The organism is Cellulomonas aerilata (assembly GCF_007991755.1).
Taxonomy (GTDB): domain Bacteria; phylum Actinomycetota; class Actinomycetes; order Actinomycetales; family Cellulomonadaceae; genus Pengzhenrongella; species Pengzhenrongella aerilata.
In genome coordinates this window covers 89285-113847 of record NZ_BJYY01000019.1, presented here as the reverse complement: position 1 = coordinate 113847, position 24563 = coordinate 89285, and the positions used below count along the sequence as shown (strand labels likewise).

The 24563-nt window shown below is 75.2% G+C and carries 25 protein-coding genes; 3 read left to right on the top strand and 22 right to left on the bottom strand.

The window, feature by feature from the left end; genetic code table 11:
* Positions 1 to 39: 39 nt before the first annotated feature.
* The 9 genes from trpC to CAE01nite_RS15635 all read right to left on the bottom strand — a co-directional run bounded on the left by trpC (position 40) and on the right by CAE01nite_RS15635 (position 9373).
* Positions 40 to 852, bottom strand: a complete 813-nt coding sequence (trpC, locus tag CAE01nite_RS15675; protein ID WP_146906438.1) for an indole-3-glycerol phosphate synthase TrpC — start codon at positions 850 to 852, stop codon at positions 40 to 42.
* Between the two features lie 217 nt (positions 853 to 1069).
* Positions 1070 to 1576, bottom strand: coding sequence for a DUF2752 domain-containing protein (locus tag CAE01nite_RS15670; protein WP_146906436.1), 507 nt, complete (start codon positions 1574 to 1576; stop codon positions 1070 to 1072).
* A gap of 3 nt (positions 1577 to 1579) precedes the next feature.
* Positions 1580 to 2164, bottom strand: coding sequence for a DUF4190 domain-containing protein (locus CAE01nite_RS15665; protein ID WP_146906434.1), 585 nt, complete (start codon positions 2162 to 2164; stop codon positions 1580 to 1582).
* 183 nt (positions 2165 to 2347) lie between these two features.
* Complete coding sequence (locus CAE01nite_RS15660; RefSeq protein WP_146906432.1) at positions 2348 to 2644, bottom strand: HGxxPAAW family protein; 297 nt, start codon at positions 2642 to 2644, stop codon at positions 2348 to 2350.
* A gap of 136 nt (positions 2645 to 2780) precedes the next feature.
* Positions 2781 to 3458: a Trp biosynthesis-associated membrane protein gene (locus tag CAE01nite_RS15655; RefSeq protein ID WP_146906430.1), complete on the bottom strand. Its 678-nt coding sequence runs from the start codon at positions 3456 to 3458 to the stop codon at positions 2781 to 2783.
* The gene (locus tag CAE01nite_RS15650; protein ID WP_146906428.1) at positions 3455 to 5062 is read right to left on the bottom strand and encodes an anthranilate synthase component I; all 1608 of its coding nucleotides are present in this window, start codon (positions 5060 to 5062) and stop codon (positions 3455 to 3457) included. The genes CAE01nite_RS15655 and CAE01nite_RS15650 overlap by 4 nt, the downstream gene beginning before the upstream one ends.
* On the bottom strand, positions 5059 to 5484 hold the full coding sequence (hisI, locus tag CAE01nite_RS15645) for a phosphoribosyl-AMP cyclohydrolase (RefSeq protein ID WP_246131262.1): 426 nt from the start codon (positions 5482 to 5484) through the stop codon (positions 5059 to 5061). Before hisI ends, CAE01nite_RS15650 begins: the two co-directional genes overlap by 4 nt.
* 68 nt (positions 5485 to 5552) lie before the next feature.
* Positions 5553 to 7433, bottom strand: coding sequence for an ABC transporter ATP-binding protein (locus tag CAE01nite_RS15640; RefSeq protein WP_146906426.1), 1881 nt, complete (start codon positions 7431 to 7433; stop codon positions 5553 to 5555).
* Positions 7430 to 9373 carry an ABC transporter ATP-binding protein gene (locus CAE01nite_RS15635; protein ID WP_146906424.1) on the bottom strand — a complete coding sequence of 648 codons (1944 nt, stop codon included), beginning with the start codon at positions 9371 to 9373 and terminating at the stop codon, positions 7430 to 7432. The genes CAE01nite_RS15640 and CAE01nite_RS15635 overlap by 4 nt, the downstream gene beginning before the upstream one ends.
* Before the next feature lie 161 nt (positions 9374 to 9534).
* Between CAE01nite_RS15635 and CAE01nite_RS15630 the strand changes: the two genes are divergently transcribed.
* Entirely contained in the window at positions 9535 to 10182 is a 648-nt protein-coding gene (locus CAE01nite_RS15630; RefSeq protein ID WP_146906422.1) for a TIGR03085 family metal-binding protein, read from the top strand.
* A gap of 89 nt (positions 10183 to 10271) precedes the next feature.
* Here the strand turns inward: CAE01nite_RS15630 and hisF are convergent, their stop codons facing one another.
* From hisF to CAE01nite_RS15580, 10 genes are all read right to left on the bottom strand, one after another.
* Positions 10272 to 11042 (bottom strand): imidazole glycerol phosphate synthase subunit HisF, encoded by a 771-nt coding sequence (gene hisF, locus CAE01nite_RS15625; protein WP_146906420.1) that lies wholly within the window; start codon positions 11040 to 11042, stop codon positions 10272 to 10274.
* 3 nt (positions 11043 to 11045) lie between these two features.
* Positions 11046 to 11930: an FKBP-type peptidyl-prolyl cis-trans isomerase gene (locus CAE01nite_RS15620; protein ID WP_246131261.1), complete on the bottom strand. Its 885-nt coding sequence runs from the start codon at positions 11928 to 11930 to the stop codon at positions 11046 to 11048.
* Between the two features lie 156 nt (positions 11931 to 12086).
* On the bottom strand, positions 12087 to 13445 hold the full coding sequence (gene pafA / locus CAE01nite_RS15615) for a Pup--protein ligase (protein WP_146906419.1): 1359 nt from the start codon (positions 13443 to 13445) through the stop codon (positions 12087 to 12089).
* 9 nt (positions 13446 to 13454) lie between these two features.
* A complete protein-coding gene (prcA, locus tag CAE01nite_RS15610) occupies positions 13455 to 14150 on the bottom strand; it encodes a proteasome subunit alpha (protein ID WP_146906417.1) in 696 nt (231 codons plus the stop codon).
* The gene (gene prcB / locus CAE01nite_RS15605) at positions 14147 to 15004 is read right to left on the bottom strand and encodes a proteasome subunit beta (protein ID WP_146906415.1); all 858 of its coding nucleotides are present in this window, start codon (positions 15002 to 15004) and stop codon (positions 14147 to 14149) included. The genes prcA and prcB overlap by 4 nt, the downstream gene beginning before the upstream one ends.
* A 6-nt stretch (positions 15005 to 15010) precedes the next feature.
* Positions 15011 to 15202 carry a ubiquitin-like protein Pup gene (locus tag CAE01nite_RS15600; protein WP_146906413.1) on the bottom strand — a complete coding sequence of 64 codons (192 nt, stop codon included), beginning with the start codon at positions 15200 to 15202 and terminating at the stop codon, positions 15011 to 15013.
* A 74-nt stretch (positions 15203 to 15276) separates the two neighbouring features.
* Complete coding sequence (gene dop, locus CAE01nite_RS15595; RefSeq protein WP_246131260.1) at positions 15277 to 17118, bottom strand: depupylase/deamidase Dop; 1842 nt, start codon at positions 17116 to 17118, stop codon at positions 15277 to 15279.
* A gap of 92 nt (positions 17119 to 17210) precedes the next feature.
* On the bottom strand, positions 17211 to 18878 hold the full coding sequence (arc, locus tag CAE01nite_RS15590; protein WP_146906411.1) for a proteasome ATPase: 1668 nt from the start codon (positions 18876 to 18878) through the stop codon (positions 17211 to 17213).
* Between the two features lie 87 nt (positions 18879 to 18965).
* Positions 18966 to 20006, bottom strand: coding sequence for a tRNA (adenine-N1)-methyltransferase (locus CAE01nite_RS15585; RefSeq protein ID WP_146906409.1), 1041 nt, complete (start codon positions 20004 to 20006; stop codon positions 18966 to 18968).
* A gap of 11 nt (positions 20007 to 20017) precedes the next feature.
* Positions 20018 to 21175 carry a site-2 protease family protein gene (locus CAE01nite_RS15580; RefSeq protein ID WP_246131259.1) on the bottom strand — a complete coding sequence of 386 codons (1158 nt, stop codon included), beginning with the start codon at positions 21173 to 21175 and terminating at the stop codon, positions 20018 to 20020.
* Positions 21176 to 21397: 222 nt separating this feature from the next.
* Here CAE01nite_RS15580 and CAE01nite_RS15575 point away from each other — a divergent pair, with 222 nt between their 5' ends.
* Positions 21398 to 22252 (top strand): RecB family exonuclease, encoded by an 855-nt coding sequence (locus CAE01nite_RS15575; protein ID WP_146906503.1) that lies wholly within the window; start codon positions 21398 to 21400, stop codon positions 22250 to 22252.
* A 22-nt stretch (positions 22253 to 22274) separates the two neighbouring features.
* Here the strand turns inward: CAE01nite_RS15575 and CAE01nite_RS15570 are convergent, their stop codons facing one another.
* Entirely contained in the window at positions 22275 to 23018 is a 744-nt protein-coding gene (locus tag CAE01nite_RS15570; protein WP_281285614.1) for an HAD family hydrolase, read from the bottom strand.
* A 69-nt stretch (positions 23019 to 23087) separates the two neighbouring features.
* Here CAE01nite_RS15570 and CAE01nite_RS15565 point away from each other — a divergent pair, with 69 nt between their 5' ends.
* Positions 23088 to 23951 carry a PAC2 family protein gene (locus CAE01nite_RS15565; RefSeq protein WP_146906408.1) on the top strand — a complete coding sequence of 288 codons (864 nt, stop codon included), beginning with the start codon at positions 23088 to 23090 and terminating at the stop codon, positions 23949 to 23951.
* On the opposite strand, the gene CAE01nite_RS15560 is transcribed toward CAE01nite_RS15565, so the two are convergent.
* Together CAE01nite_RS15560 and CAE01nite_RS15555 are read right to left on the bottom strand one after the other, a co-directional pair.
* Complete coding sequence (locus tag CAE01nite_RS15560) at positions 23915 to 24265, bottom strand: hypothetical protein (RefSeq protein WP_146906406.1); 351 nt, start codon at positions 24263 to 24265, stop codon at positions 23915 to 23917. The two genes, CAE01nite_RS15565 and CAE01nite_RS15560, sit on opposite strands and share 37 nt — an antisense overlap.
* Positions 24262 to 24495: a hypothetical protein gene (locus CAE01nite_RS15555; RefSeq protein WP_146906404.1), complete on the bottom strand. Its 234-nt coding sequence runs from the start codon at positions 24493 to 24495 to the stop codon at positions 24262 to 24264. Before CAE01nite_RS15555 ends, CAE01nite_RS15560 begins: the two co-directional genes overlap by 4 nt.
* Positions 24496 to 24563 lie beyond the last annotated feature (68 nt).

The following is a 24563-nucleotide window of genomic DNA, read 5'->3' as shown; positions in this document are numbered from 1 at the left end:
CGTGGGTGTGCGTCCGGCGCCGTGCCATCGGTGTCGGCGTCAGCGGCGCACCGCACGCAGGGACGGGTGCGCCCCCGCAGCCACGAGGTCGGCGACCGACTGGCGCGGGGCGTCGTCGGTCACGAGGGCCTCGCCGACCAGGACGGCGTCCGCGCCGGCGCGGGCGAAGTCCATGACGTCGTGCGGCCCGCGGACCCCGGACTCGGCGATCTTGACGATGCCGGCGGGGATGGACGGCGCCACGCGGGCGAACGTGTCCCGGTCGACCTCGAGCGTCTTGAGGTCGCGGGCGTTGACGCCGATGACCCGCGCGCCGGCGTCGGCCGCGCGGGCGACCTCCTCGGTGTCGTGCACCTCGACGAGCGCGGTCATGCCCAGGGAGTGCACGCGCTCGACGAACGAGGTCAGCACGGTCTGCTCCAGCGCCGCCACGATGAGCAGGACGACGTCGGCGCCGTGCGCCCGCGCCTCCCAGATCTGGTACGGGCTGACGACGAAGTCCTTGCGCAGGATCGGGATGTCGACCGCCCCGCGGACGGCGTCCAGGTCCGCCAGGGAGCCGTTGAAGCGGCGCTGCTCGGTGAGCACCGAGATGCAGTGCGCGCCGCCCTTCTCGTACTCCGCGGCGAGCGCGGCGGGGTCAGTGATGGTGGCCAGCGGTCCGCGGCTGGGGCTGGAGCGCTTGACCTCGGCGATGACCGCGACCGCCTCGTCGTCGCGCAGCCGGCTCACGCACTCCTTGGCGCCGGGGACGCGCGCGGCGCGCTCCTTCACCAGGTCCAGAGGGGTTGCCGCCTCGCGGACCGCCAGGTCCTCCCGGACTCCCGCAACGATCTCGTCGAGCACCGTCATCGTGACCACACCTCCCTGGAGCGAACCGCCCACCGACTCCCGTGCAGCTTCGTGGGGACCGCCGCAGGCTGGACAACATCGTAAAGCCGTCCGGGTGTGACACCGACCACGGCCCAGCACCCGGGACCCCGCCCGGCGGCCGCCCGGGACCCCGCCCAGCGGCCCCGGCACGGTCCGGCCGAGGCGTCGTCCCTGGTCAGGCGCACGTCGGACCGCGTCACGGCCCGAGCGCGGGCGCGAGCGCCGGGACGTTGCGCAGCACCCCGAACGCCAGGACGACGACGAGCAGGGCCCACGGCGACCCGGCGGAGGCCAGCGCCCGCACCCGGGCCGGTCCGCTGCCGACGCGCGGCGCGCCACGCCGGTCCGGCGCCACGCGCCGCAGCAGCCACCGCGCCCACGCCACCAGCACCACCGGCGCGAGCACCACGAGCAGGGGGTTCATGTCCCACGCGGCGGCGAGCTCCCCGTGGGCCAGGCTGTGCACCGCGCGCTGGGAGCCGCACGCGGGGCACAGCAGCCCGGTGAGGACCAGCAGCGGGCAGACGAGGTGCCGGCCGGGCCGGTACGGGTCGGAGAGCCCGAGGGCCACCACCCCGCCCAGGGCGGCCAGGCCGACGGCGACCGGCAGCCGGACGTCCCCGGCACCGGCCCGCGTCCGGACGGCCGGACGGCCCGGTCCCCCGCGGGGGACCGGGCCGTCCGGGTCGTGCCTGGCGTGCACGGGTCAGAACGTCTGGTTGGTGGACGTGCTGTTCGCGGCGAACTCGGCGAACGCGCCGGTGGCGATGAGGATGATCACGAGGATCACGCCGAGCAGGCTGAGGATCGTCGCGATCCAGCCCAGGACGATCCCGGCGGTCGCCATGCCGCCGTTGTTGGCCTGCCCCTCGGCCACCGCCGTGCGGGCCCGGTGCCCGACGATGATGGCCGGGATGCCGGTGAACAGACCGCAGGACAGGACGAACGAGACGATCCCGAGCACGAGCGACCACACCGCGAGGCTGTTCTTGGGGTAGTACCCGGCCTGCCCGTACGCGGACGGCGCCCCGTAGCCCCCGGAGTACTGCGTCCCGTAGGCGGGCTGGGAGCCGTAGGACCCCTGCGAGCCGAACTGGCCCTGGTCGTCCGACCCGTACGCCGGCGGGGTGGACCCGTAGGCGGGCGGGGTGGACCCGTAGGCCGGCGGCGTCGAGCCGTAGGGCTGGGAGCCGTACCCCGGCGTCGACCCTCCCGACGCGTCACCGGACGGGGTCGACCCCGACTGGTCGCCCGTGCCGTACGGGTCGGGCGGGTTCATCGAGGACGACATCAGGCCTCCGTGGTGTGGGGGTCGGGGTGGAGCGGTGGTCAGGCAGATCGCAGCGGTCGTGCGCCGGGGTCCGGCGGGGGTCGGCGGGCGCCGTCACGCGGTGGCACCGGGCCGGTGCGACCCGCGCAGGTCGACGGGGCGGCGCCGGGCGACGGGGCGCCACGCGCCGGGTGTCGCGGGCGGTCAGTGGGAGCGGCCGGCCGCGGCTGCGCGCTGCTGCTTCGCGAGCGTCTTGTCGCCGCCCTGGCCGTGGCCCATGACCTGCAGGATCTTGCCGAGCAGGACGCCTCCGACGGTGACGCCCACGCCGGTCCAGAACAGCCAGTCGATCGTGGTGACCATGCCGGCGGCGGCGACCAGGAAGCCGATGATGACCAGGACCGTGGTCGTCCAGGCGGCCGTGGTGTGCCCGTGGTTCGTGGGCGGCGCCTTGGGCGGGAGGTAGGCGGTCTCGGACCGGGTGGTGGCGTAGTCGGCCATGCGCGTGTGCCTTTCATCTGCGGTACCTGCGTCCGAGCCTATCGCCCCGGACCTGCGCCGACCCCCGGGGCCGCGCCGCGCGGCACGGCCGGTGCGAGGCGCAGGGCGCACGCTCGGCCGGCGGCCGGTGAGGGCGTCAGCTCGGGTCCTGCCCCCGGCTCAGCGCGTCCCACGCGGCCTGGTCGTCGTCCGGCACGGCCGCGGGGCCGGCCGCGACGTCGTGGCGCGCGGAGGGACGCGCCCAGGTGCCCGACGTCGACGCCAGCCACCCGGCCGCCGCGAGCACGACGAGGCCGACGACGGCGGCGACGTACGGCCACGGCGAGAGCGCGACCGGCTCGGCGAGCGTGTCGACGCCGGTCGCGGCGGCGACGGCCGTCCGGGCCACGTCGTCCGGTCCGGCGGCGACCAGGACGGCGGACACGGTCGCGAGCACGCCGCTGAGGGCCACCGCACCGACCAGCACCCACCGGCCGGCGCGGCCGACCAGGCCGATCGCGATGCCGGCCGACAGGAGCACGAGCGCGGCTGCGGGGATGCCGGGCGCCGCCTGGGTCCCCGTCACGGTGACGGGCACGTCGCCCTGCAGGGCGGTCGTTCCGGCGGTGCGCAGCCACACCGGCACGGAGCTCAGCAGCGTCACCAGGGCCAGCGCGAGCACGGTGAGGATCGCCCGTCGGCGTCCGGTGCGGGCCGGCTCGGCACCCCGGTCGTCCGGCAGGCCGTCGCCGTCGCCGTTGCGGTGGCCGTCGCCGTGGGGGCCGTCGCGGTGGGGGCCGTGGTGCGTCCGCCCCGCCGACGTCGCCCCGCTCACGGCGCCACCGCCCGCAGGCGGGACGCGATCTGCACCGCACGCACGGCGGCGGCCGCCTTGTTGCGGGACTCCTCGTACTCCAGCGCCGGGACCGAGTCCGCGACGATGCCGCCGCCTGCCTGGACGCTCGCGCGTCCGCCGGCGATGAGCGCGGTGCGGATGGCGATCGCCATGTCCATGTTCCCTGCGAAGTCGAAGTACCCGGCGGTGCCGCCGTAGATGCCGCGCCGGGCCGGCTCGAGCTCGTCGATCAGCGCCATCGCGCGCGGCTTCGGCGCACCGGACAGGGTCCCCGCCGGGAACGTCGCCGCCAGGGCGCCGAGCGCGGTGGCGCCGGGTCGCAGCGTGCCGACGACCGTCGAGCAGATGTGCATGATGTGGCTGAACCGCTTGACCGCCATGAGCTCGACGACCTCGACGCTGGTCGGCTCGCAGACCTTGACCAGGTCGTTGCGGGACAGGTCCACGAGCATGATGTGCTCGGCCCGCTCCTTGGGGTCGGCCAGCAGCTCCTCCCCCAGCGTGACGTCCTCCTCCGGCGTGGCGCCGCGCGGCCGGGACCCCGCGATCGGGAACGTGACCACGCGCCCGGACGTCACCTTGACCAGCGTCTCGGGGCTGGACCCCACGACGGCGAAGTCCTGACCCGCGGCGTCCTGCAGCTGGAACAGGTACATGTACGGGCTGGGGTTGATCGTCCGCAGCACGCGGTACACGTCCAGCGGGTCCGCCGGGCAGTCCAGGTCCAGGCGCTGGGACAGCACCACCTGGAACACCTCGCCGTCCCGGATGGCCTCCTTGCCGGCCCGCACCGCCGCCTCGAACTCCTCGCGCGTGGAGCGGAACTCCAGCGCCGGCTCCGGGCCCGGCACGAGCACGGCGGTCTCCCGGGGCGTCGGGCGGCCCAGGGCTGCCTGCATCGCGTCGAGCCGCGCCACCGCGTCCGCGTGGGCCTCGTCCACGCGCTCGTCGGTGTCGTCGAAGTTGATCGCGTTGGCGATCAGCCAGACCGACCCGTCGACGTGGTCGACGACCGCGAGGTCGGTGGCCAGGCACAGCGTCATCTCGGGGACGTCCAGCTCGCGCGGCGCCTTCGCCGGGAGCGTCGGCTCCCAGTGCCGCACGATGTCCCAGCCGAGCGCGCCGACGAGCCCGCCGGTCAGCGGCGGGAGCCCGGGCACCGCCGGCGTGCGGAGCACCTCCAGGGTCCGCTGCAGCACGTCCAGCGGCGCCCCCTCGGTCGGCACGCCCGACGGGACGTCACCGGTCCAGACCGCGGCGCCGTCGGCGACGGTCAGCGTGGCCCGCGAGCGCACGCCGACGAACGAGTGGCGCGACCAGGAGCCGTCGCTCTCCGCGGACTCCAGGACGAACGTGCCCGGTCGTCCGCCGGCCAGCGTGCGGTACAGGCCCACCGGCGTGACGTCGTCGGCGAGCAGGCGGCGGACCACGGGGACGACCCGGCGGCTCACTGCCAGGCCACGGAAGTCCTCCAGCGCCGGCCACGTCGCACCCCAGGGCACCTGGACGGGCGCGAGCTCCTCGTCCGGTCCGACGGTCACGTCGGCCCGGACGTCGGGGGCCGGCGCGCTGCCGGCGGTCATCGGGCGGCCACCCGGGGGACGTGGGCCGGCTCCGGGCGCGTCCCCACGACGGCCGGCAGCTCGCCGCCGGCGTGGAAGCACGTCCGGGCGCCGGTGTGGCACGCGGCGCCCACCTGGTCCGCGCGCACGAGCAGCGCGTCACCGTCGCAGTCGATCGCGACCGACGTGACGTACTGGGCGTGGCCGGACGTGTCCCCCTTGCGCCAGTACTCCCCGCGCGAGCGGCTCCAGAACGTCACCCGGCCGGTCGTCAGCGTGCGGCGCAGCGCCTCGTCGTCCATCCAGCCGAGCATGAGCACCTCGCCGGTGTCGTGCTGCTGGACGATCGCCGCGACGAGACCGTCGCCGTCGCGCTTCAGGCGCGCGGCCAGGGTCGGGTCGAGGGGCTGCTCGGGGGACTCGGGGGGTGGCAGGGCGGACACGCCCGCGATTCTCCCACGGCGCGCCGTGCCGGGCGGCGCCGGACCGGCCGACCGCCTGCGGGCGCGCGTCAGCGGGTCTGCGACACCCAGGACGCGTGCATGGCGGAGTACAGCCCGCCGGCCGTGACGAGCTCGGTGTGCGGGCCGACCTCCACGACCCGTCCGGCGTCGACCACGACAACCAGGTCCGCGGCCTCGGCGGTGGACAGCCGGTGGGCGATCGTCACGGTGCTGCGCCCGGCGGTGAGCGAGTCCAGCGCGCGGGCGATCCGGACCTCGGTGGCCGGGTCCACCGCGGACGTCGCCTCGTCCAGGACGAGCAGGTCGGCCTCGGCCAGGTACGCGCGCGCGAGCGCGACAAGCTGGCGCTCCCCCGCCGACAGCGACTCCCCGCGCTGGCCGACGTCGGTGGCCAGCCCGAACGGCACCTCGGCGAGCCAGTCGGTCAGCCCCAGCGCGTCGACCGCCCCCTGGACCCGCGCCTCGACGACGTCGGGGGCGGCCTGGGCGTCCGGGCCGCGCAGCCCGTAGGCGATGTTCTCCAGCAGCGTGCCGTCGAACAGGAACCCCTCCTGCGGGACGACGACGACGCGGCTGCGCAGGTCGTCGGTGGCGATCCGGCGCAGGTCGACGCCGTCCAGCAGCACCTGGCCGCGGGTGGGGTCCATGAACCGGACCAGCAGCTTGGCCATCGTCGTCTTGCCCGACCCCGTCGCACCGACGACCGCGACGGACCGCCCGGCGGGCAGGACCAGGTCGACGTCGCGCAGCACCGGCGGGCCGTCGGGGTAGGCGAACTCCACCTTGCGCAGCTCGACCGTGGCCGGACCGCGCGGGCTGCGGACGGCGTCCGGGCCGGGGTCGGCGACCTCGACGTGGGTCTCCAGGACGGCGAGCACCCGCCGCCAGCCCGCGACGGCGTTCTGCAGCTCGTTGAGGATCTCGGTCGCCATCTGCACCGGTCCGGTGAACAGCTGCACGAGGAACAGGAACGCGAGCAGGCGGCCCACGCTGATGTCGCCGGCCGCCCCGAGCAGGGTACCGACGACGACGACCGCGGACAGCACCAGGTTGGAGACCAGCACGCCGCTGGAGAACACGACCGAGACCAGCTTCTGCGCCCGGACCTGCGCGTCCCGGGTCGCGCGGATCGCGGCGTCGATGCGGCGCTGGACCCGGGCGGCGACGCCGTAGGCACGGATCGTCTCGGCCCCGACGACGGCCTCGGAGATCGCGCCGAGCATGGCGCCCATGCGCTCGCGCACGACCGTGTAGGCCTGGTTGACCCGCCGCTGCGCGGGACGCAGCACGACCATCAGCGGCAGGAAGCACGCCCACACCAGGAGCGTGAGCTGCCAGGAGTAGACGGCCATCAGCGCGGTCGCCACGGCGATCTGCAGCACCGAGACGAGCAGCATGATGCCGCCCCACTGCACGAACAGCGAGATCGTGTCGACGTCGGAGGTGACGCGGGAGACGAGCGAGCCGCGCCGCTCGGTGCCCTGGGTCAGCACGGACAGGTCGTGCACGTGCCGGAACGCGCGCACCCGCAGCGTCGCCAGACCGGCCTCGGTGGACCGGAACAGCCGGATGTTGACCACCGCGGAGCACACGCCCGCCGCGAGCAGGCAGAACCCCGCCGCGACGACGAGCGTGACGACGCGCCGGACGTCCGGGCCGCCGCCGGCGAGCACGCCGGTGTCGATGGTCTGCTGCACGGCGATCGGCACGACGACGCGGCCGACCGCGGCCAGCACCGCGAGCAGGACGGTGAGCCACAGGCCCTGGACGATCTCCGGGGACACCTGCACCCCGCGCCGCAGGGTCGCCAGCACGCCGAGCCCGCTGGCGGTGGCGATGCGCGAGGCGTCGGGACCGTCGGCGTCGTCCGCGGCGCCGGGCGCACCGGCCGCGCCGGGCCGGGCGCTGCGGGCGGTGGTGGCGCTCATCGGTCCGACCCCTCGTCCTCACGGGCGCCGACCCCGACGCCGACGCCGTCTGCGACTCCCTCGTGGTCGCCGTCCTCGTCCACGGCCGCGACGGCGTCGTCGTCGAGCGCCTCCTCCGTGCGCCGGGCCGACTCGCGCTCGTACGCGGTGGCCAGCCGCCGGTACCCGGGGTCGCGGGCGAGCAGCTCGGCGTGGGTGCCGCGGTCGACCACGCGCCCGGCGTCCAGGTGCACGACCTCGTCGGCCATGGTCACCGACGACATCCGGTAGGCGACCATCACCACGGTGGGGCCGGTGTAGCGGCCGTCCGCCCCGGGGTCGCGCGCGCCCTCGACGTACCCGCCGCCCCGGCGCTCGGACCGTCCGGTCCGCTCCCCGCGCAGGCCGGTGAGGATCTGCTGCTCGATGCGCGGGTCGACGGCCGACGTCGCGTCGTCGAGCACCAGCACGCGCGGGCGGCGCACCAGCGCGCGGGCGATGGCCAGCCGCTGACGCTGCCCGCCGGACAGGTTGGCGCCGCGCTCGCCGAGCGGCGCGTCCAGGCCGCCCGGCAGCGCCGCGACGACGTCGTCGACGCGCGCCAGGCGCAGCGCGTCCCAGACGGCGGCGTCGTCCGGCGCGGCGGGGTCGCCGGCGTCGGCGAGCGTGACGTTGGACCGGACGGTGTCCTCGAAGACGAACGTGGACTGCCCCACGAGCGCCACCTGCGACGTCAGGTCCTCGGCGCGGATCGTGCGCAGGTCCAGGCCGTCGACGAGCACCCGGCCGTCGGTGGGGTCCGACAGGCGGCTGAGCAGGCTGACCAGCGTGGTCTTGCCGGCGCCGGTGACCCCGACGACCGCGACGGTGCGGCCGGGGCGGATGTCGAGGTCCACGTCGTCGAGCAGCCGCGCGGTCCCGTCGGGGGCGGGGACGTCGACCGCGACGCCCCGCATCTGCACGTGCGCCCCGGCGCCGGCCGCCGGCAGCGGGACGCTCCCGGGCACGAGCGCACCCTCGGAGTCGAGCACCCGCGCGATCCGGTCGTACCCGACCAGCGACCGCGGGAGCTCGCCCAGCACCCAGCCGAACGCCCGGACCGGCACCGCCAGCAGGGTCAGCAGGTACGCGGCGGAGACGACGTCACCGGTGTCGACGGCGCCGGACCCGATCCGCACGGTCCCCACACCGAGCACCAGCAGCGTGCCGATGCCGGGCAGCAGGTCGATGACCGGGTCGAAGATCGCACGGACGATGCCCACCCGGACGTTGGCCTCGCGCAGCTCGCGGGTGCGTCCGGCGAACCGGCGCTCCTCGCGGGCCTCGGTGCCCAGCGACTTGACCAGGGTGGCGGCCTCGAAGCTCTCGTGCGCGATGTCCGCGACGGCGGCTCGCAGGCTCTGGGCGCGCATGACCTGCGGCGACATCTTCCGCTGGAAGAGCAGGTTGGCGAGCACGGCCAGCGGCAGGACGGTCAGCGCCGCCAGGGCGAGCCACACGTCGGTGCGCACGAGGGCCACCGCGGCGACGGCGATCATCACGACCACCCCGAGCGCGAACGGCAGCGGGTTGAACACGCCCGTCGCGGCCTCCACGTCCGAGCTGGCGTTGGACAGCAGCTGGCCGGTGGGGTGGCGGCGGTGCCACGACATCGGCAGGCGCAGGTACTGGCGGGTGACGCCGGTGCGGTGGCGGGCCTGCAGGTTGGCGTAGCCGACCCCCGCGAAGATCCGCCGCAGCGCCACGGTCACGCCGAGGGTCACCGCGACGGCGACCATCGCCAGACCGGCCAGCCACACGTCGGCGCGGGCGGCGGCGTCGCCGGCGATCGCCGGGACGACGACGCGGTCGGTCACCTCCCCAAGCACCTGGCTGACCGCCACCGTGCACGCGCCGAACAGGGCCGACACGACGATCGCGACCGTGTAGACCCGCGGCTCCGCGGCGATACCCCGCGTCATGACCTGCACCGACCGGCGCAGCACGGACCCGGTCAGGGCGTGCTGCCGGACTGCAGCGGGGCCGGATCTCGGACGCGCGGGCACATCACTCCTTCGCAGGGTCAGGGGATGCGTCGATCTTCGCACGCGCGCGAGGCCGACCGCATGGCAGCATCACGCCCATGCCCTGGCACCCCGTCGAGCGAGCCGCCCTCGCCCATGCGCTGCGGGAGGCCGGTCCCGACGCGCCGACCCTGTGCACCGGGTGGCGCAGCCGGCACCTGGCGGCGCACGTCGTGCTCCGGGAGTCCGCACCGCTCGTCGCGGCCGGCGCCGCGCTGCCCTTGCTCAACCCGCACGCGGAGCGGCGGATCGCCGAGCTCGGGGACCGGTCGGGCGACTGGGCGGGCTACGCCGCGCTCGTCGCCCGCGTCGACCGCGGCCCGGCGCGCCTGAGCCCGGCCGCCCGCATGGGCGACGGCGCCAACCTGCTCGAGTTCTTCATCCACACCGAGGACGTGCGTCGCGGCGCCGGGCAGGGCACGCCCCGCGCGCTCGAGCCGGCGCACGCCGAGGCGCTGTGGGCGCGGCTGTCGCGTTCGGCGCCGCTGCTGTACCGCAGGGCGGGCGTGGGGGTCGTGCTCGTGGTCCCCGGAGGCCCGCGCAAGGCCGTGCGCCGCCCCCGCGGCGACGCCGGGACGGTGATCGTGCGCGGCGAGGTGGGCGAGCTCGCCCTGCACGCGTTCGGTCGCGCGAGCGCTGCGCACGTGGACGTGCTCGGGGACCCGGCCGACGTCGACGTGCTGGTCCGGTCGCACTCCGGGATCTGACCTCACGTGCCCGGGTCGGCCCCGGCGTGACCGGGGCCCGACCGTGGCCCGACCGTGGCGATGGCCGGCCCTGACCCGGCGCACGACGCCTAGCGGACGACGACCCCGGCCTCGCGCAGGGTGTCCTTGACCTGGCCGACCGTCATGGCCCCGAAGTGGAAGACGCTCGCGGCCAGCACGGCGTCCGCACCGGCCATCGCGGCGTCGACGAAGTGCGCCGGCGTGCCGGCGCCGCCGCTGGCGATCAGCGGGATCCGCACCTCGTTGCGCACGGCCCGCAGCATCTCCAGGTCGAAGCCGTCCTTCGTGCCGTCCGCGTCCATCGAGTTCAGCAGGATCTCCCCCGCGCCCAGCGCCGCGGCCTGCACCGCCCACTGGACGGCGTCGATCCCGGTCCCCCGGCGACCGCCGTGCGTGGTCACCTCGAAACCCGAGTCCGTCCGGGTCTCGCCGGTCACCCGGCGCGCGTCGACCGAGAGGACGAGCACCTGGCTGCCGAACCGGGAGGCGATCTCCGCGATGAGCACCGGGCGGGCGATCGCGGCGGTGTTGACCCCGACCTTGTCCGCACCGGCGCGCAGCAGCCGGTCGACGTCGTCCGTGCTGCGCACGCCGCCGCCGACCGTCAGCGGCACGAAGATCTCCTCCGCCGTGCGCCGCACGACGTCGAAGGTGGTCTCCCGGTTCGCCGACGAGGCCGACACGTCCAGGAACGTCACCTCGTCGGCGCCCTCGAGGTCGTAGCGACGGGCCAGCTCGACCGGGTCGCCGGCGTCGCGCAGGTTCTCGAAGTTCACGCCCTTGACCACCCGGCCCGCGTCCACGTCCAGGCACGGGATCACCCGCAGTGCGACCGCCACGTGTCAGCTCCCTCGAGTCGAGGCGTCGTCCGACGCCGGTGCACCGGCCGCCAGGATGTCCACGACCAGGACGAGCGTGTCCTCCTCGCCGCCGACCGCGCCCCCGCTCCCCGGCGGGATCACGAGCATCACCTGGCTGCCCACGGTCTGCTCCAGCAGCCCCTCGGCCAGCCCGGGCATCACCCCGGCGCCGAGGTCGAAGGACCGCGGGCCGCCCTGCGTCCAGCTGGAGTCGTACGCGGACCCGTCCGACCACCGCACGCCGGCGTACTGCACGGTCACCGTCGAGCCCTCCACGACCTGCTCGCCGTCGCCCTTGAGCAGCGGCTGGACCAGCAGGGAGGCGGGCGGGTCGCCCACCGGGGCGGCGACGACCGGCTCGCCGTCGTCCTGCAGCGTGACCAGCGGCAGGCCCGGGCGCGGCGGGACCGGCTCCCCCCACGCCCGCGTGGGCAGGACGTCGACGACCATGACCGAGGCCGAGCTCGACGTGTCGGAGGTGGCCGGCAGCAGGAGCAGCAGGCGGGTGCCGACCGTCCGGCCCTCCAGCGCCCCGTAGAGGTCGGCGCTGAGCGCCTCCGGGGTCATCGCGAACGGCTTGGGGACGGTGGAGTACGTCTGCTCGACGAGGGTCGCGTCGTCGGCGCGCTCCAGGCGGTAGTCCAGCAGGACCGGCCCGCCCTCCTGCAGCTCGGGTCCGTCGCCGGTCCACATAACCTCCGACGACGGCTCGGTGACGTCCAGCGGCGCGGTGTACTCCAGCGTCGGCTCCTCACCGGTGCCGCCGGTGACCTCGACGTCGGGGAGCGGCTCGGACGGCTCGGAGCACGCGCCCAGGGGCGCCGCGAGCAGCACGGCCCCGAGCACCGCGACCAGCACACGTCGCACGTCGGAGCCTTTCGTCAGGGGTGGACCGCGGGGCACCCGCACCGGGTGCCGGCCGCACACTCTACGCAGCGGCGGTCGGTGCCCGGTCCTCCGCCTTGGACGCCGGCGCAGGTCACCTGCGGGTGGCGCATGGACCTCCCCTGCGGTGGCCCCGGGTCACATGGACTCGATGAGCCGCTCCACCCGCTCGTCGACGCTGCGGAACGGGTCCTTGCACAGCACGGTGCGCTGGGCCTGGTCGTTGAGCTTGAGGTGCACCCAGTCCACCGTGTAGTCGCGGCGCGCCTCCTGCGCCTTGCGCACGAAGTCCCCGCGGAGCTTGGCCCGCGTGGTCTGCGGCGGGACCGCCGTCGCCTCGAAGACCTCCAGGTCGGTCGTGACGCGCTCGACCATCCCGCGCGCGGCGAGCATGTTGTACAGCCCCTCGGTGCGGGAGATGTCGTGGTACGCCAGGTCGAGGCGGGCGATCCGCGGGTCGGACAGCGGCAGGTCGTGCTTGGCCATGTACCGCTGCAGGATCTTCCACTTGATGACCCAGTCCAGCTCCCGGTCGACCAGGCTCAGGTCACCGGTGCGCAGCGCCACCAGCCCGCGCTCCCACAGGTCGACGACCTGCTTGACCTCCGGCGTGGGGTCGATGCCGGCGACGTAGTCCTTGACCCGCGCCAGGTACTCCTCCTGCAGGTCGACCGCGGTCGCGGTGCGCCCGGTGGCCAGCTGGACCGGGTGCATCCCGGTCATGTCGTGGCTGATCTCGCGGATCGCCCGGATCGGGTTCTCCAGCGCGAGGTCGCGCAGCTGCACCCCGGCCTCGACCATCCGCAGGATGAGGTCGGTCGCGCCGACCTTGAGCATGGTGGTCGTCTCGGACATGGAGGAGTCGCCGACGATGACGTGCAGGCGCCGGTAGTGCTCGGCGTCCGCGTGCGGCTCGTCGCGGGTGTTGATGATCGGCCGCGAGCGCGTGGTCGCGCTGGAGACGGCCTCCCAGATGTGGTCGGCCCGCTGCGACAGGCAGTAGCGCGTGCCGCGCGGGGTGGTGAGCACCTTGCCGGCGCCGGTGAGGACCTGCCGGGTCAGCAGGAAGGGCACCAGGACGTCCGACAGCCGTCCGAAGTCGCCCTGGCGGCGCACGAGGTAGTTCTCGTGGCACCCGTAGGAGTTGCCGGCCGAGTCGGTGTTGTTCTTGAACAGGTGGATGCGCCCGGCCAGGCCCTCGTGCCCCAGGCGCTGCTGGGCGTCGGCGACCAGGCCCTCCAGGATCCGCTCGCCGCCGCGGTCGTGCGCCACCAGCTGGCGCACGTCGTCGCACTCGGCGGTCGCGTACTCCGGGTGCGAGCCGACGTCGAGGTACAGCCGTGAGCCGTTGCGCAGGAAGACGTTCGACGACCTGCCCCAGGCCACGACCTTGCGGAACAGGTAGCGCGCCACCTCGTCGGCGGACAGCCCGCGCCCGTCGTCGGCGGCGCACGTGACGCCGTACTCGGTCTCGAGCCCGAAGATCCGCCGGTCCATGCCTGCTCCCTACGCCCCGTCCAGGAGGTCCTCGAGGAGCGGGCCGGTCAGGCGCCGGAACGCTCGACGCGACCGCGTGCGGTCCAGGACCGCCACCTCGAGCTGACCGGCCGGGATGGCCCGCGTCTCCCCCTCAGCCTGCGCCCCGAGCGTGCGGACCGCCAGACCCAGGGCCTCCTCCAGCGTCATGCCGGCACGCCACTCCTCGGCGAGCCGCGCGCCGAGCTGCTCGGCCTGGCCGCCCATCACGACGTAGCCGTGCTCGTCGGTGACCGAGCCGTCGTAGGAGAGCCGGTAGATCTGGTCCGTGCCGGGCTCGGCCCCGACCTCGGCGACGACGATCTCCACCTCGAGCGGCTTGGACTCCGTGGTGAACACGGTGCCGAGGGTCTGGGCGTAGGCGTTGGCCAGGCCGCGGGCGTTGACGTCGCCGCGGTCGTAGGAGTAGCCGCGCAGGTCGGCGTACCGCACGCCGGCGACCCGCAGGTTCTCGAACTCGTTGTACTTGCCCACCGCGGCGAACGCGATGCGGTCGTAGATCTCCGACACCTTGTGCAGCGCGCGGGACGGGTTCTCGGTGGCGAACGCGATGCCGTCGTCGTACGCGACCACGACGACGGAGCGGCCCCGGGCGATGCCCTTGCGCGCGTAGTCGGCCCGGTCCTTCATCAGCTGCTCGGGCGAGACGTAGAAGGGCATGCTCATCGCAGGTCACCCCCGTCCACGCGGCGGCCGGTGTCGCTGCCGGCGTGCTGGGCACGGCGAGCGGCCAGGACGGCGTCCACGACGTCCGCGAGCTCGGCCTCCGGGACCCGCAGGTAGCCGGCCTCGGTCACCGTGGCGACCACCGGCCAGATGCGCCGGACGGTGTCCGGGCCTCCGGTGGCGGAGTCGTCGTCGGCGGCGTCGTAGAGCGCCTCGACCGCGACCCGGACGCCGTCCTGCGGGCCCAGTCCCGGGTGCCACAGCTTCTTGAGGGACCCACGGGCGAACACCGAGCCGGAGCCGACGCTGTGGTGGTCGTGCTCCTCGTAGCGGCCGCCGGTGACGTCGTAGGAGAAGATCCGGCCGACCCGGCGGTGCAGGTCGAAGCCGGCGAACAGCGGCACGACGGCCAGCCCCTGCATCGCCAGGCCCAGGTTGCCGCGGATCATCGTGGCCAGCCGGTTCGCCTTGCCGTCCAGCGACAGCAGCGCGCCCTCGATCTTCTCGTAGTGCTCGAGCTCGAGCTGGAACAGCCGGACCATCTCCAGCGCGAGCCCCGCCGACCCGGCGATCCCGACCGCGGAGAACTCGTCGGCGGGGAACACCTTCTCGATCTCCCGGCTGGCGATCGTCGGCCCCATCGTGGCGCGGCGGTCCCCGGCGACGACGACGCCGCCCCTGAACGCCAGCGCGACGATCGTGGTGCCGTGCGGGGAGTCCGGGACCGCGCCGGCGGGCAGCGGCCGACGGCCCGGCAGCAGCTCCGGGGCGTACCCGGCCAGGAAGTCGACGAACGAGGACGAGCCGGCCGCGGTGAACGCGTGCGGCAGCCGCCCGTACGGGTCAGGAGTCATCGGGGGCTACTGGCCGCCCTTCTGCACGAACCCGCGCACGAACTGCTCCGCGTTGGACTCCAGGACCTCGTCGATCTCCTCGAGCAGCGCGTCGACCTCGGTGTCCTGCGACTGGGCGGCGGGTGCCGGGGCCGGGGTGGGTTCCGGCTCGTCCTCGCCGTCGCGCCGCTGCGGTCGAACGTGTTCCTGACCAGCCATGGTGACCTCCCGGTGGGCACTGCCTGCCGTTCCACCCTATGTCAGGGGTCCGACAGGCGGCACGGGCGCGCCGGTCAGCCGCCGGCGAGCGCGGCGAGCAGCGCCCCGGCGTCCCCGCACTCGTCGAGCAGGCGCCCCACGTGCGCCCGGGTCCCGCGCAGCGGGTCGCGCATGGGCACCCGCTGCAGGGTCGGCGCCCCGTGGACGTCGAAGATGATCGAGTCCCAGCTCGCCGCGGAGACCTCGTCGGCGTACCGCGCCAGCGCCTCTCCGCGGAAGTACGCGCGGGTGTCCGTCGGCGGGTGGACGGCGGCCCGCGCGACGGCGTCCTCCTCGACCAGGCGCTCGACCGCGCCGGCCGCGAGCAGGCGGTGGTACAGGCCCCGCTCGGGGCGGATGTCGGACCACTGCAGGTCCACCGCGGCCAGCCGCGGGTGGTCCCAGGCGAGGTGGTCCCGGCGTCGCAGGCCCTCGAGCAGCCGCAGCTTGGCCAGCCACTCGACCTCGCGCGCGCACGACGCCGGCGCGGTGCCCAGCCGGTCGAGCAGCGACGACCACCGGGCGAGCACGTCCGTGGTCTCCGGGTCGACGTCCGGGGCGCCCGTCCCGGCGCCGGCGTCCGGCCCGCCCGCCGTCGCCCCGCCCGCCGTCGCGCCGCCCGCCATCGCCCCGCCCGCCATCGCCCCGCGGACCGCGTCCAGGTAGGCCCGCTGCACCTCCAGCGCGGTGAGCCGGCGTCCGTCGGCGAGCTCCAGCGGCGTCGTCAGGGTCAGGTCGCGGCTGACCGTGTGCACGGCCTCGACCGGGTCCCGCAGCGCCAGGGCGTCCACGGCCACGAGGGCCGCCTGCACCGCGTCGTCCTCGCTCCCGCGCTGCTCGGCGAGCCACAGCACCGCCGAGGTGGTGCCGAGCTTGAGGTAGGTGGCGGTCTCCAGCAGGTTGGCGTCGCCGATGATCACGTGCAGGCGGCGCCAGCGCTCGGGGTCGGCGTGCGGCTCGTCGCGCGTGTTGACGATCGGGCGGCGCAGCGTCGTCTCCAGGCCGATCTCCGCCTCGATGTAGTCGGCCCGCTGGCTCAGCTGGAAGCCGGGCTCCTCCCCGCGCGCGCCGAGGCCCACCCGCCCGGCACCGGTGAACACCTGCCGGGTGACCAGGAACGGCATGATGCGGCGGGCCAGCTCCGCGAACGGGACCGCGCGGTCCACCAGGTAGTTCTCGTGCGTCCCGTAGGACGCCCCCTTGCCGTCGACGTTGTTCTTGTACAGGGCGACGTCCGGCAGGGCGGGGTTCTGCGCGAGGGTCCGGACCGAGCCGAGCATGACCACCTCGCCGGCGCGGTCCCAGCGGACGGCGTCCAGCGGTCCGGTGACCTCCGGCGAGGAGTACTCCGGGTGCGCGTGGTCGACGTACAGCCGCGCGCCGTTGGTGAGGATGACGTTGGCGGCGCTGGGGTCGTCGTACTCCTCCACCAGCGGCCGGGCGAGCTCCTCGAGCGTGTCGGGCGCCGGTGCGACGTCGGCGGCGACGCCGGGCGCGCCCGAGGCTCCCGGGCGCGGCCGGTCGGGCACCAGCACGGCCGGCACGGGCTCGTCCGACGCGCGGGCCGTCGCCGCGCCCGGACCGGTGCCGGACGCCGTCGCGGCGGCCTCGGCGGACGGCCCGGCGGGCGCGGCGTGACCGGCGTCGTCGGTCAGCAGCGACGGGTGCGCGGCCGCCCGCAGCAGCCGGAACCCGCGAGCGTCGTGCAGCGGGTCCTCGTCGTCGTAGTCCCAGCGGGCGCGGGCCCGGGAGCCGACGCGGGCCGGCACGTGCGCGGCCACGACGTAGCTGGACAGCAGCATCGGGTTGGCCCCCGGCCGGCCGGGTTCGAGGATCCCGTACTCCGTCTCGATCCCCATCACGCGGCGCACGGTCACCGGACCACCCTAGTCAGCGGCCGCCGGACCGACCCGCCGGGGTCGGTCCGGCGGCCGTGGCCGTGCCGGGGTGCGCGGACCGCGCGGACCGTCTACAGGTACTGACCGGTGCTGGTGACCGTCTCGATGGTCCGGGAGCCGTCCGGGCCGCCCTTCTTGCTCGTGACGATCGTGCGGATGAACACGATCCGCTCGCCCTTCTTGCCCGAGATCCGGGCCCAGTCGTCGGGGTTCGTGGTGTTGGGCAGGTCCTCGTTCTCCTTGAACTCGTCGACGCACGCGGTCAGCAGGTGGTCGACGCGGATCCCGCGCTGCCCGGTGGCCAGCAGGTCCTTGATCGCCGTCTTCTTCGCGCGGTCGACGACGTTCTGGATCATCGCCCCGGAGTTGAAGTCCTTGAAGAACAGGATCTCCTTGTCGCCGGACGCGTACGTCACCTCGAGGAACCGGTTCTCCTCGCTCTCGGTGTACATCCGCTCCACGACCCGCTCGATCATGGCCTCGACCGCGGCGGCCGTGTCGCCGTCGTGCTCGCGCAGGTCGTCGGGGTGGATCGGCAGGTCGGACGTCAGGTACTTGGCGAAGATCTCCTTGGCGCCCTCCGCGTCCGGCCGCTCGATCTTGATCTTCACGTCCAGCCGGCCCGGTCGCAGGATGGCCGGGTCGATCATGTCCTCGCGGTTCGAGGCGCCGATGACGATGACGTTGTCCAGCCGCTCGACGCCGTCGATCTCCGACAGCAGCTGCGGGACGATCGTGGTCTCGACGTCGGAGGAGACGCCGGTCCCCCGGGTGCGGAACAGCGACTCCATCTCGTCGAAGAACACCACGACCGGGTGCCCCTCGGACGCCTTCTCCCGAGCCCGGGCGAAGATGAGCCGGATGTGCCGCTCGGTCTCCCCCACGTACTTGTTGAGCAGCTCCGGGCCCTTGACGTTGAGGAAGAAGCTGCGCGCCTCGACCGCGTCGTCACCGCGTGCCGCAGCCGCCGTGGCGGCGAGGGAGCTGGCCACGGCCTTGGCGATCAGCGTCTTGCCGCACCCGGGCGGCCCGTACAGCAGCACGCCCTTGGGCGGCTTGAGCCCGTGCTCGCGGAACAGGTCCGGGTGCAGGAACGGCAGCTCGACGGCGTCGCGGATCGCCTCGATCTGCGGTCCGAGGCCCCCGATGTCGGAGTAGTCGATGTCCGGCACCTCCTCGAGGACCAGCTCCTCGACCTCGGCGCGCGGGATGCGCTCGAACACGAAGCCCGAGCGCGGCTCGATGGTCAGCGCGTCCCCGACCCGGACGTGCGCGTCACCGCCCACCAGCTGACCCGCCAGCCGGACGACCCGCTCCTCGTCGGCGTGGCCGACCACGAGCGCACGGTCGCCGCCGAGCAGCTCCTTGACGGTGACCAGCTCGCCGACCGGCTCGTACCCGCCGGCCTCGACCACCGTGAGGGCCTCGTTGAGCATCACCTCCTGGCCCGGGCGCAGCGTGGTGAGGTCGAGCGCGGGCGACGCGCCCACGTGCATCTTGCGGCCGGCGGACACCACGTCGACCGAGCCGTCGGGGCGCGCGCCGACGAACAGGGCGTACGTCCCGGGCGGCTTGGCCAGCTCGTCGAGCTGGCGGCGCAGGTCCACGATCTGCTCGCGTGCGGACATCAGCGCGTCCGCGAGCCGTTCGTTCTTGGCCGCGAGGGACGCGGCCTGCCGCTCCAGGTCGCGGTGGTGGGCGAAGTCCGGGTGCTGGGCGAAGCCCGGTGAGTCCGTCATGGCAGCCCCCTCTCGGGTGTGGCGATGTCCCAGCCTAGACACGGCCTGCGGCCACGACCGGGCGCCCACGCGGTCGCGAGGTCACGATCAGGCGTCAGCGATCTCCGGCCCCTGCCCGACGTCGCGCCGCACCCGCCGCACCTTCTTGTCCGAGATCGGGCGCTCGCCCAGGTCCTCGGCGGTCCACTCCCCCGGCTCGACGGCGTCCACCGGGTAGGAGCCCTTGGCCGGACGGCGACGGCGCAGCGGCGCGTCGACGCCGTCGGCCATCCGCCGCACGGTCAGCAGGAAGCCGGTGTGGCCGATCATGCGGTGCTGCGGGCGCACCGCGAGGCCCTCCAGGTGCCACCCGCGGACCATGGACTCCCACGCCTCGGGCTCGGTGTACCGGCCGTCGCTGCGCAGGTCCTCGGCCAGTCGCGACAGCTGGGTCGTGGTGGCGACGTAGGCGATCAGCACGCCGCCGGGCGCGAGCGCGGCCGCCACGGCGTCGAGGTTCTCCCACGGGGCGAGCATGTCCAGGACGACGCGGTCCACCGAGCCCGGCCCGGCGACCGTGGGCAGGACGTCGGACAGGTCCCCCACCGACAGCGTCCAGGCGGGGTGCGGGCCGCCGAACTGCAGCTCCACGTTGCCGCGCGCGATGGCGGCGAAGTCCTCGCGACGCTCGATCGAGTGGAGCGACCCGCCGTCGCCGACCGCCCGCAGCAGGGACATCGTCAGCGCGCCGGAGCCGACGCCCGCCTCGACCACCCGGGCACCGGGGTAGATGTCCGCCATCGCGACGATCTGGCCGGCGTCCTTGGGGTAGACGACGGCGGCGCCCCGCGGCATGGACAGCACGTAGTCGCTGAGCAGCGGCCGCAGCGCCAGGTACTCGATGCCGGCGGTGCTGCGGACCACGGACCCCTCCGGCCGGCCCAGCAGGTCGTCGTGCAGCAGGAAGCCCTTGTGGGTGTGGAACTGCCCGCCGGTCGCCAGCGTGATGGTGTGCAGCCGCCCGCGCGGGTCCGTCAGCTGGACCCGGTCCCCCTCGCGCAGCGGGCCGCGGCGGATCTCCGCGCCGGTGGGAGCGGCGGGGGTCGGGGCGGCGGCGGGGCGGAGGTCGGTCGGGGTCTGCTCGGTCACGGGGGTCGAGTCTAGGTTCGCGGCCGCAGGGCGGCGACGACGTCCCGCGTGAACAGCAGGCCGGTGACGCGTCCGGCGTCGACCAGGGCCATCACCGGCGACGACGGCGCGACGCGGTTGACCTCGTGGGCGAGCACGGCGCCGGTGGCCGCGGCGTCGACGACCGCGCCGGGCGGCAGCGGCACGCAGACCCCGAGCACGGGCGTGACGGGGTAGGACGCGGACGGCACCGCGCCGGCGGCGGCGGGGTCGACGTACGCGACCGGTCGCCCGTGGTCGTCCAGCACGACGACGTGCCCGGCACCGGCCGCCTGCGCCGCGCGCTGGGCGTCGGCGAGGGTCGCCGTGGTCGGCACGACGGCGGCGGGCCGCGCCAGGCGCGCGGCGGACAGCCCCTCGACCGCCCGCTGCGCGGACGACCCGGTCATCGCCTGGGTCGCCCCGTTCCACAGGAACCCGCCGACGAGGACCGTCCAGAGCACCGTGAACAGGGACGGGCGGCCGCCGTCGAGCAGCGGGCGGCCCAGCGCCCACACGACGACCGCCACGGCGACGACCCGCCCGGCCCAGCCCGCCACGACCGTGGCGCGGTGCCGGTCCTCGAGCGCGCGCCAGACCACGGCCTCGAGCACGCGCCCACCGTCCAGCGGCAGCCCCGGGACGAGGTTGAAGACGCCGACGAACACGTTGGCGAACGCGGCGGCGTACAGCACGGCACCGACCAGACCCATCGGCAGGGCCTGCGCGGCGACCCACGCCAGCGCCGCGAGCGCGAGGTTGGTCAGCGGCCCGACGACGGCGATGAGCGCGCTGGACCGCGGGGTGGCGCCGGTGCCCGCGAACGAGGTGTGACCGCCCCACAGCGTGATCGCGAACTCGTGCACCCGCAGCCCGTGGGCGCGTGCGACGAGGCCGTGCGCGAGCTCGTGCAGGAACACCGAGACGAACAGCAGCACGACGAACACCAGGGCGACGGTGTACGTGGCGACGTCCCCGAGCACGGGCGCCAGCCGCCGCACGGTGGGGGCGAAGAACACCGTGAGGACCACCGCGGCGATCAGCCAGGACGGCGCGAGGATGATCGGCGCACCGGCGGCGTGGCCGATCACCCACCCGGACGTGCCCGATCGGCGGGCTGCGGGGGCCGGGGTCCTGCCGTGATCCTGCACCCGGCCAGCGTAGGTGGTCCCGCGCTGCGGCCCGGCCGGGCGCCGGACCCGCGTCCGTCGGGCGTGGTGCGCGGGACTGTCGGAGGGCGGACCTACCCTGGGCGCGTGTCGATCTCGTCAGTGCCCACGCTCCCCGGCCGGGTCGCGTCCGGCGGTCCGGAGGCGCGACCGGCCGAGCGTCCCCGGCGGCCCGGCCTGTCCCCCTCGCGGGCCAACGACTTCATGCGGTGCCCGCTGCTGTTCCGGTTCCGCGTGGTGGACCGGCTGCCGGAGCCGCCGAGCGAGGCCGCCGCACGCGGCACGCTCGTGCACGCGGTGCTGGAGCGCCTCTACGACGCCCCGGCCGCCCAGCGGACGGAGGGCGCCGCCCGCGCGATGCTGCCGCAGGAGTGGGACCGGCTCCAGGAGGTCGAGCCGCGCTACGCCGGGCTGTTCACGTCGCAGGACGCGGTGGCCGACTGGCTGCGCGGCGCAGGCGACCTCGTGGGGACGTACTTCACGCTGGAGGACCCGACCCGGCTGGAGCCCCGCGAGCGGGAGCTGTTCGTGGAGAGCCAGGTCGACGGCGGCCCGCTGCTGCGCGGGATCGTCGACCGGCTCGACGTCGCCCCGAACGGCGCGGTGCGCGTCGTGGACTACAAGACCGGCCGGTCCCCGCGCCCGGGCTACGAGGGCGACGCGCTGTTCCAGATGCGCTTCTACGCCCTGGTGCTGTGGCGGACGACGGGGACGGTCCCCCGGATGCTCCAGCTCGTCTACCTCGGTGACGGCCAGGTGCTGCGGCACGAGCCGCGGGAGGCCGAGCTCGTCACGACCGAGCGCCGGGTGCGCTCCCTGTGGGACTCGATCCAGTCCGCCGCCCGGTCCGGGGAGTGGAAGCCGCGCACGTCTGCGCTGTGCGGCTGGTGCTCGCACCAGGCGCTGTGCCCCGCGTTCGGCGGCACCCCGCCGCCCGTGCCCGACGGCGCGGTGGAGCTCGCACTCGGCGTCGTCCCGGACGTGGCCGCCGTCCGCGCCGCCGAGCCGGACCTCGAGCCGGAGCGGGCGGTGCCGCCGGTGGCTGCGCGGCCGGCCTAGGGCCGAGGGGCCGCCCGGGACGTCAGGCGACGGGTGCGATGAGGTCCAGGACGTCGCCGTCGGCCACCCGGGCCAGGTCGGCCAGGTCGAGGTCCACCAGCGACGAGACCCGGCTCAGGCCGGGGGCGGGATCGAGGGGCACCATGACCTCGACCCCGATCGTGCGGGCGCCCGCGGCCAGCGCCGACCCGATGCCGGTGGGCGAGTCCTCGACCGCCACGCAGCGGCTGGGGTCCACCCCGAGCCGGGCCGCCGCGGTCAGGTAGGCCTCGGGGTGCGGCTTGCCGTGGGTCACCTCGTCACCGGCGACGATGGTCCGGAACACCCCGGCCGGGGCGGCCGCCGCGAACGGCTCGGCGAGCCGCCGGTACGACATCGTCACCAGCGCGCACGGCACGTCCGCCTCGGCCAGCGCGGTCAGCAGCTCGCGGGCGCCGGGCTGCCACGGCACCTCGCGCGCGACCTCGGCGACGACCCGGTCCACGAGGAAGTCGACGATCTCGGAGACCGGCAGGTCCACCCCAGCGTCGCGCAGGAGCTGCGCGCTGACCTCGAGCGGCTGACCGACCAGGGCCAGCCCCGCCTCGTGCGACCAGGTGCCGCCGTGCGCCTCGACCAGCTCGGTCTCGGCCGCCATCCAGTACGGCTCGGTGTCCAGCAGCGTGCCGTCCATGTCCCACAGCACGGCCGGCGGGAGGGCGACAGCGGGTGCCGAGGGCCCGGCGGTCGGGGTCGGCGGGGATGCGGAGGAGGGCTGCGAGGACACCCGGAGATCCTAGGTCGCCCCGCCGGCGCCGACCCGTCGGCACCCGGCGATGCACCCTAGGCTGGCCGGATGACGGAGCAGGGACACGGGGCCGAGGGCGGGACGGGGCGCGAGCCCGTGCTGCTCGCGGCCTTCGAGGGATGGAACGACGCGGGGTCCGCCGCGAGCCAGGCACTGGTGCACCTGCACGAGGCCTGGGGCGCCGAGCACGTCGACGAGCTGGACCCGGAGGAGTACCACGACTTCCAGGTGAACCGGCCGACCGTCGCGCTCGGCGAGGACGGCGGGCGGCAGATCACCTGGCCCACCACGCACGTGGCGGTCGCCACGGCGCCGCGCACCGGCCGGGTCGTCGTCCTGGTGCACGGCATCGAGCCCTCCATGCGCTGGCGCCGGTACTGCGCGGAGCTGCTCGACATCGCGGCGAACCTGGGCGTCCGGTCGGTCGTGACCCTGGGCGCGCTGCTGGCCGACGCGCCGCACACCCGCCCCATCCCGGTCAGCGCGACCACCGAGGACGCCGACCTGCAGGCCCTGCTCGGCGCGGAGCCGAGCACCTACGAGGGTCCGACCGGCATCGTCGGCGTGCTGCAGCACGAGGCGTCCAACCGCGGGCTGCGGTCCATGTCGCTGTGGGCCGCCGTCCCGCACTACGTCGCCCACCCGCCGTCGCCCAAGGCGACGCTGGCGCTGCTCACGCGCATCGAGGAGCTGCTGGGCGAGCCCGTGCCGCTGGGCGAGCTGCCCGACGACGCGGTCGCGTGGCAGCACGGCGTCGACGAGCTCGCCGCGGAGGACACCGAGATCGCGGAGTACGTGCACCAGCTCGAGGAGGCCAAGGACACCGCGGAGCTGCCCGAGGCCACCGGCGAGGCCATCGCCCGCGAGTTCGAGCGCTACCTGCGCCGACGGGACAAGGGCACCGGCGCCTGAGGTCGGGCGGCCACCCCTGCGTCGAGGGGATGGCTGCACCGCGAGCGCGCAGCCCGCCGCAGGATCGAGATCGTCACCAGGGCGAGCGGTGCGTTGACCAGGCCCGGTGCTCCCACCCACAGGGAGTCGGTGGCGAGCGCGTAGACGCCCCACAGCACGGCGTTGGCCAGCAGCAGGACCTGCGAGGACACCGACACCCCGCCGAGCCCGTCGGGGTCGCGGCGGCAGCGCCAGACCACCAGCGCCTGCGGCCACCACAGCACGAGCGAGACGACCGACCCGGCCAGCCCGGCCACCTCGCCGACCCCGGTCACGACCCGCCTCCTGCCCGGTGCGCCGCGGGCCGTCCGGCGCCGGACGGACCACCGGTGCCGGGCGCTTGCGCGCCGCCGGACGCCGTGGCCAGGATGACGGGGACCTCGCGGACCACCGACCGGGACCCGGCCGCCGGCAGCGGCCGTCGCACGAGAGAGAGGTCGCCGGCGGACGCCGCGTCGCCGGCGCCGTCGCCGATCCGCACCGGGGTGGTGCTCCATGTCGTCACCGGATCCTCCTGCCCGAGCCGTCGCCGTCCACGCTGGCTGGACCGGGGAGGCCGTCGCGTCGGGGGAA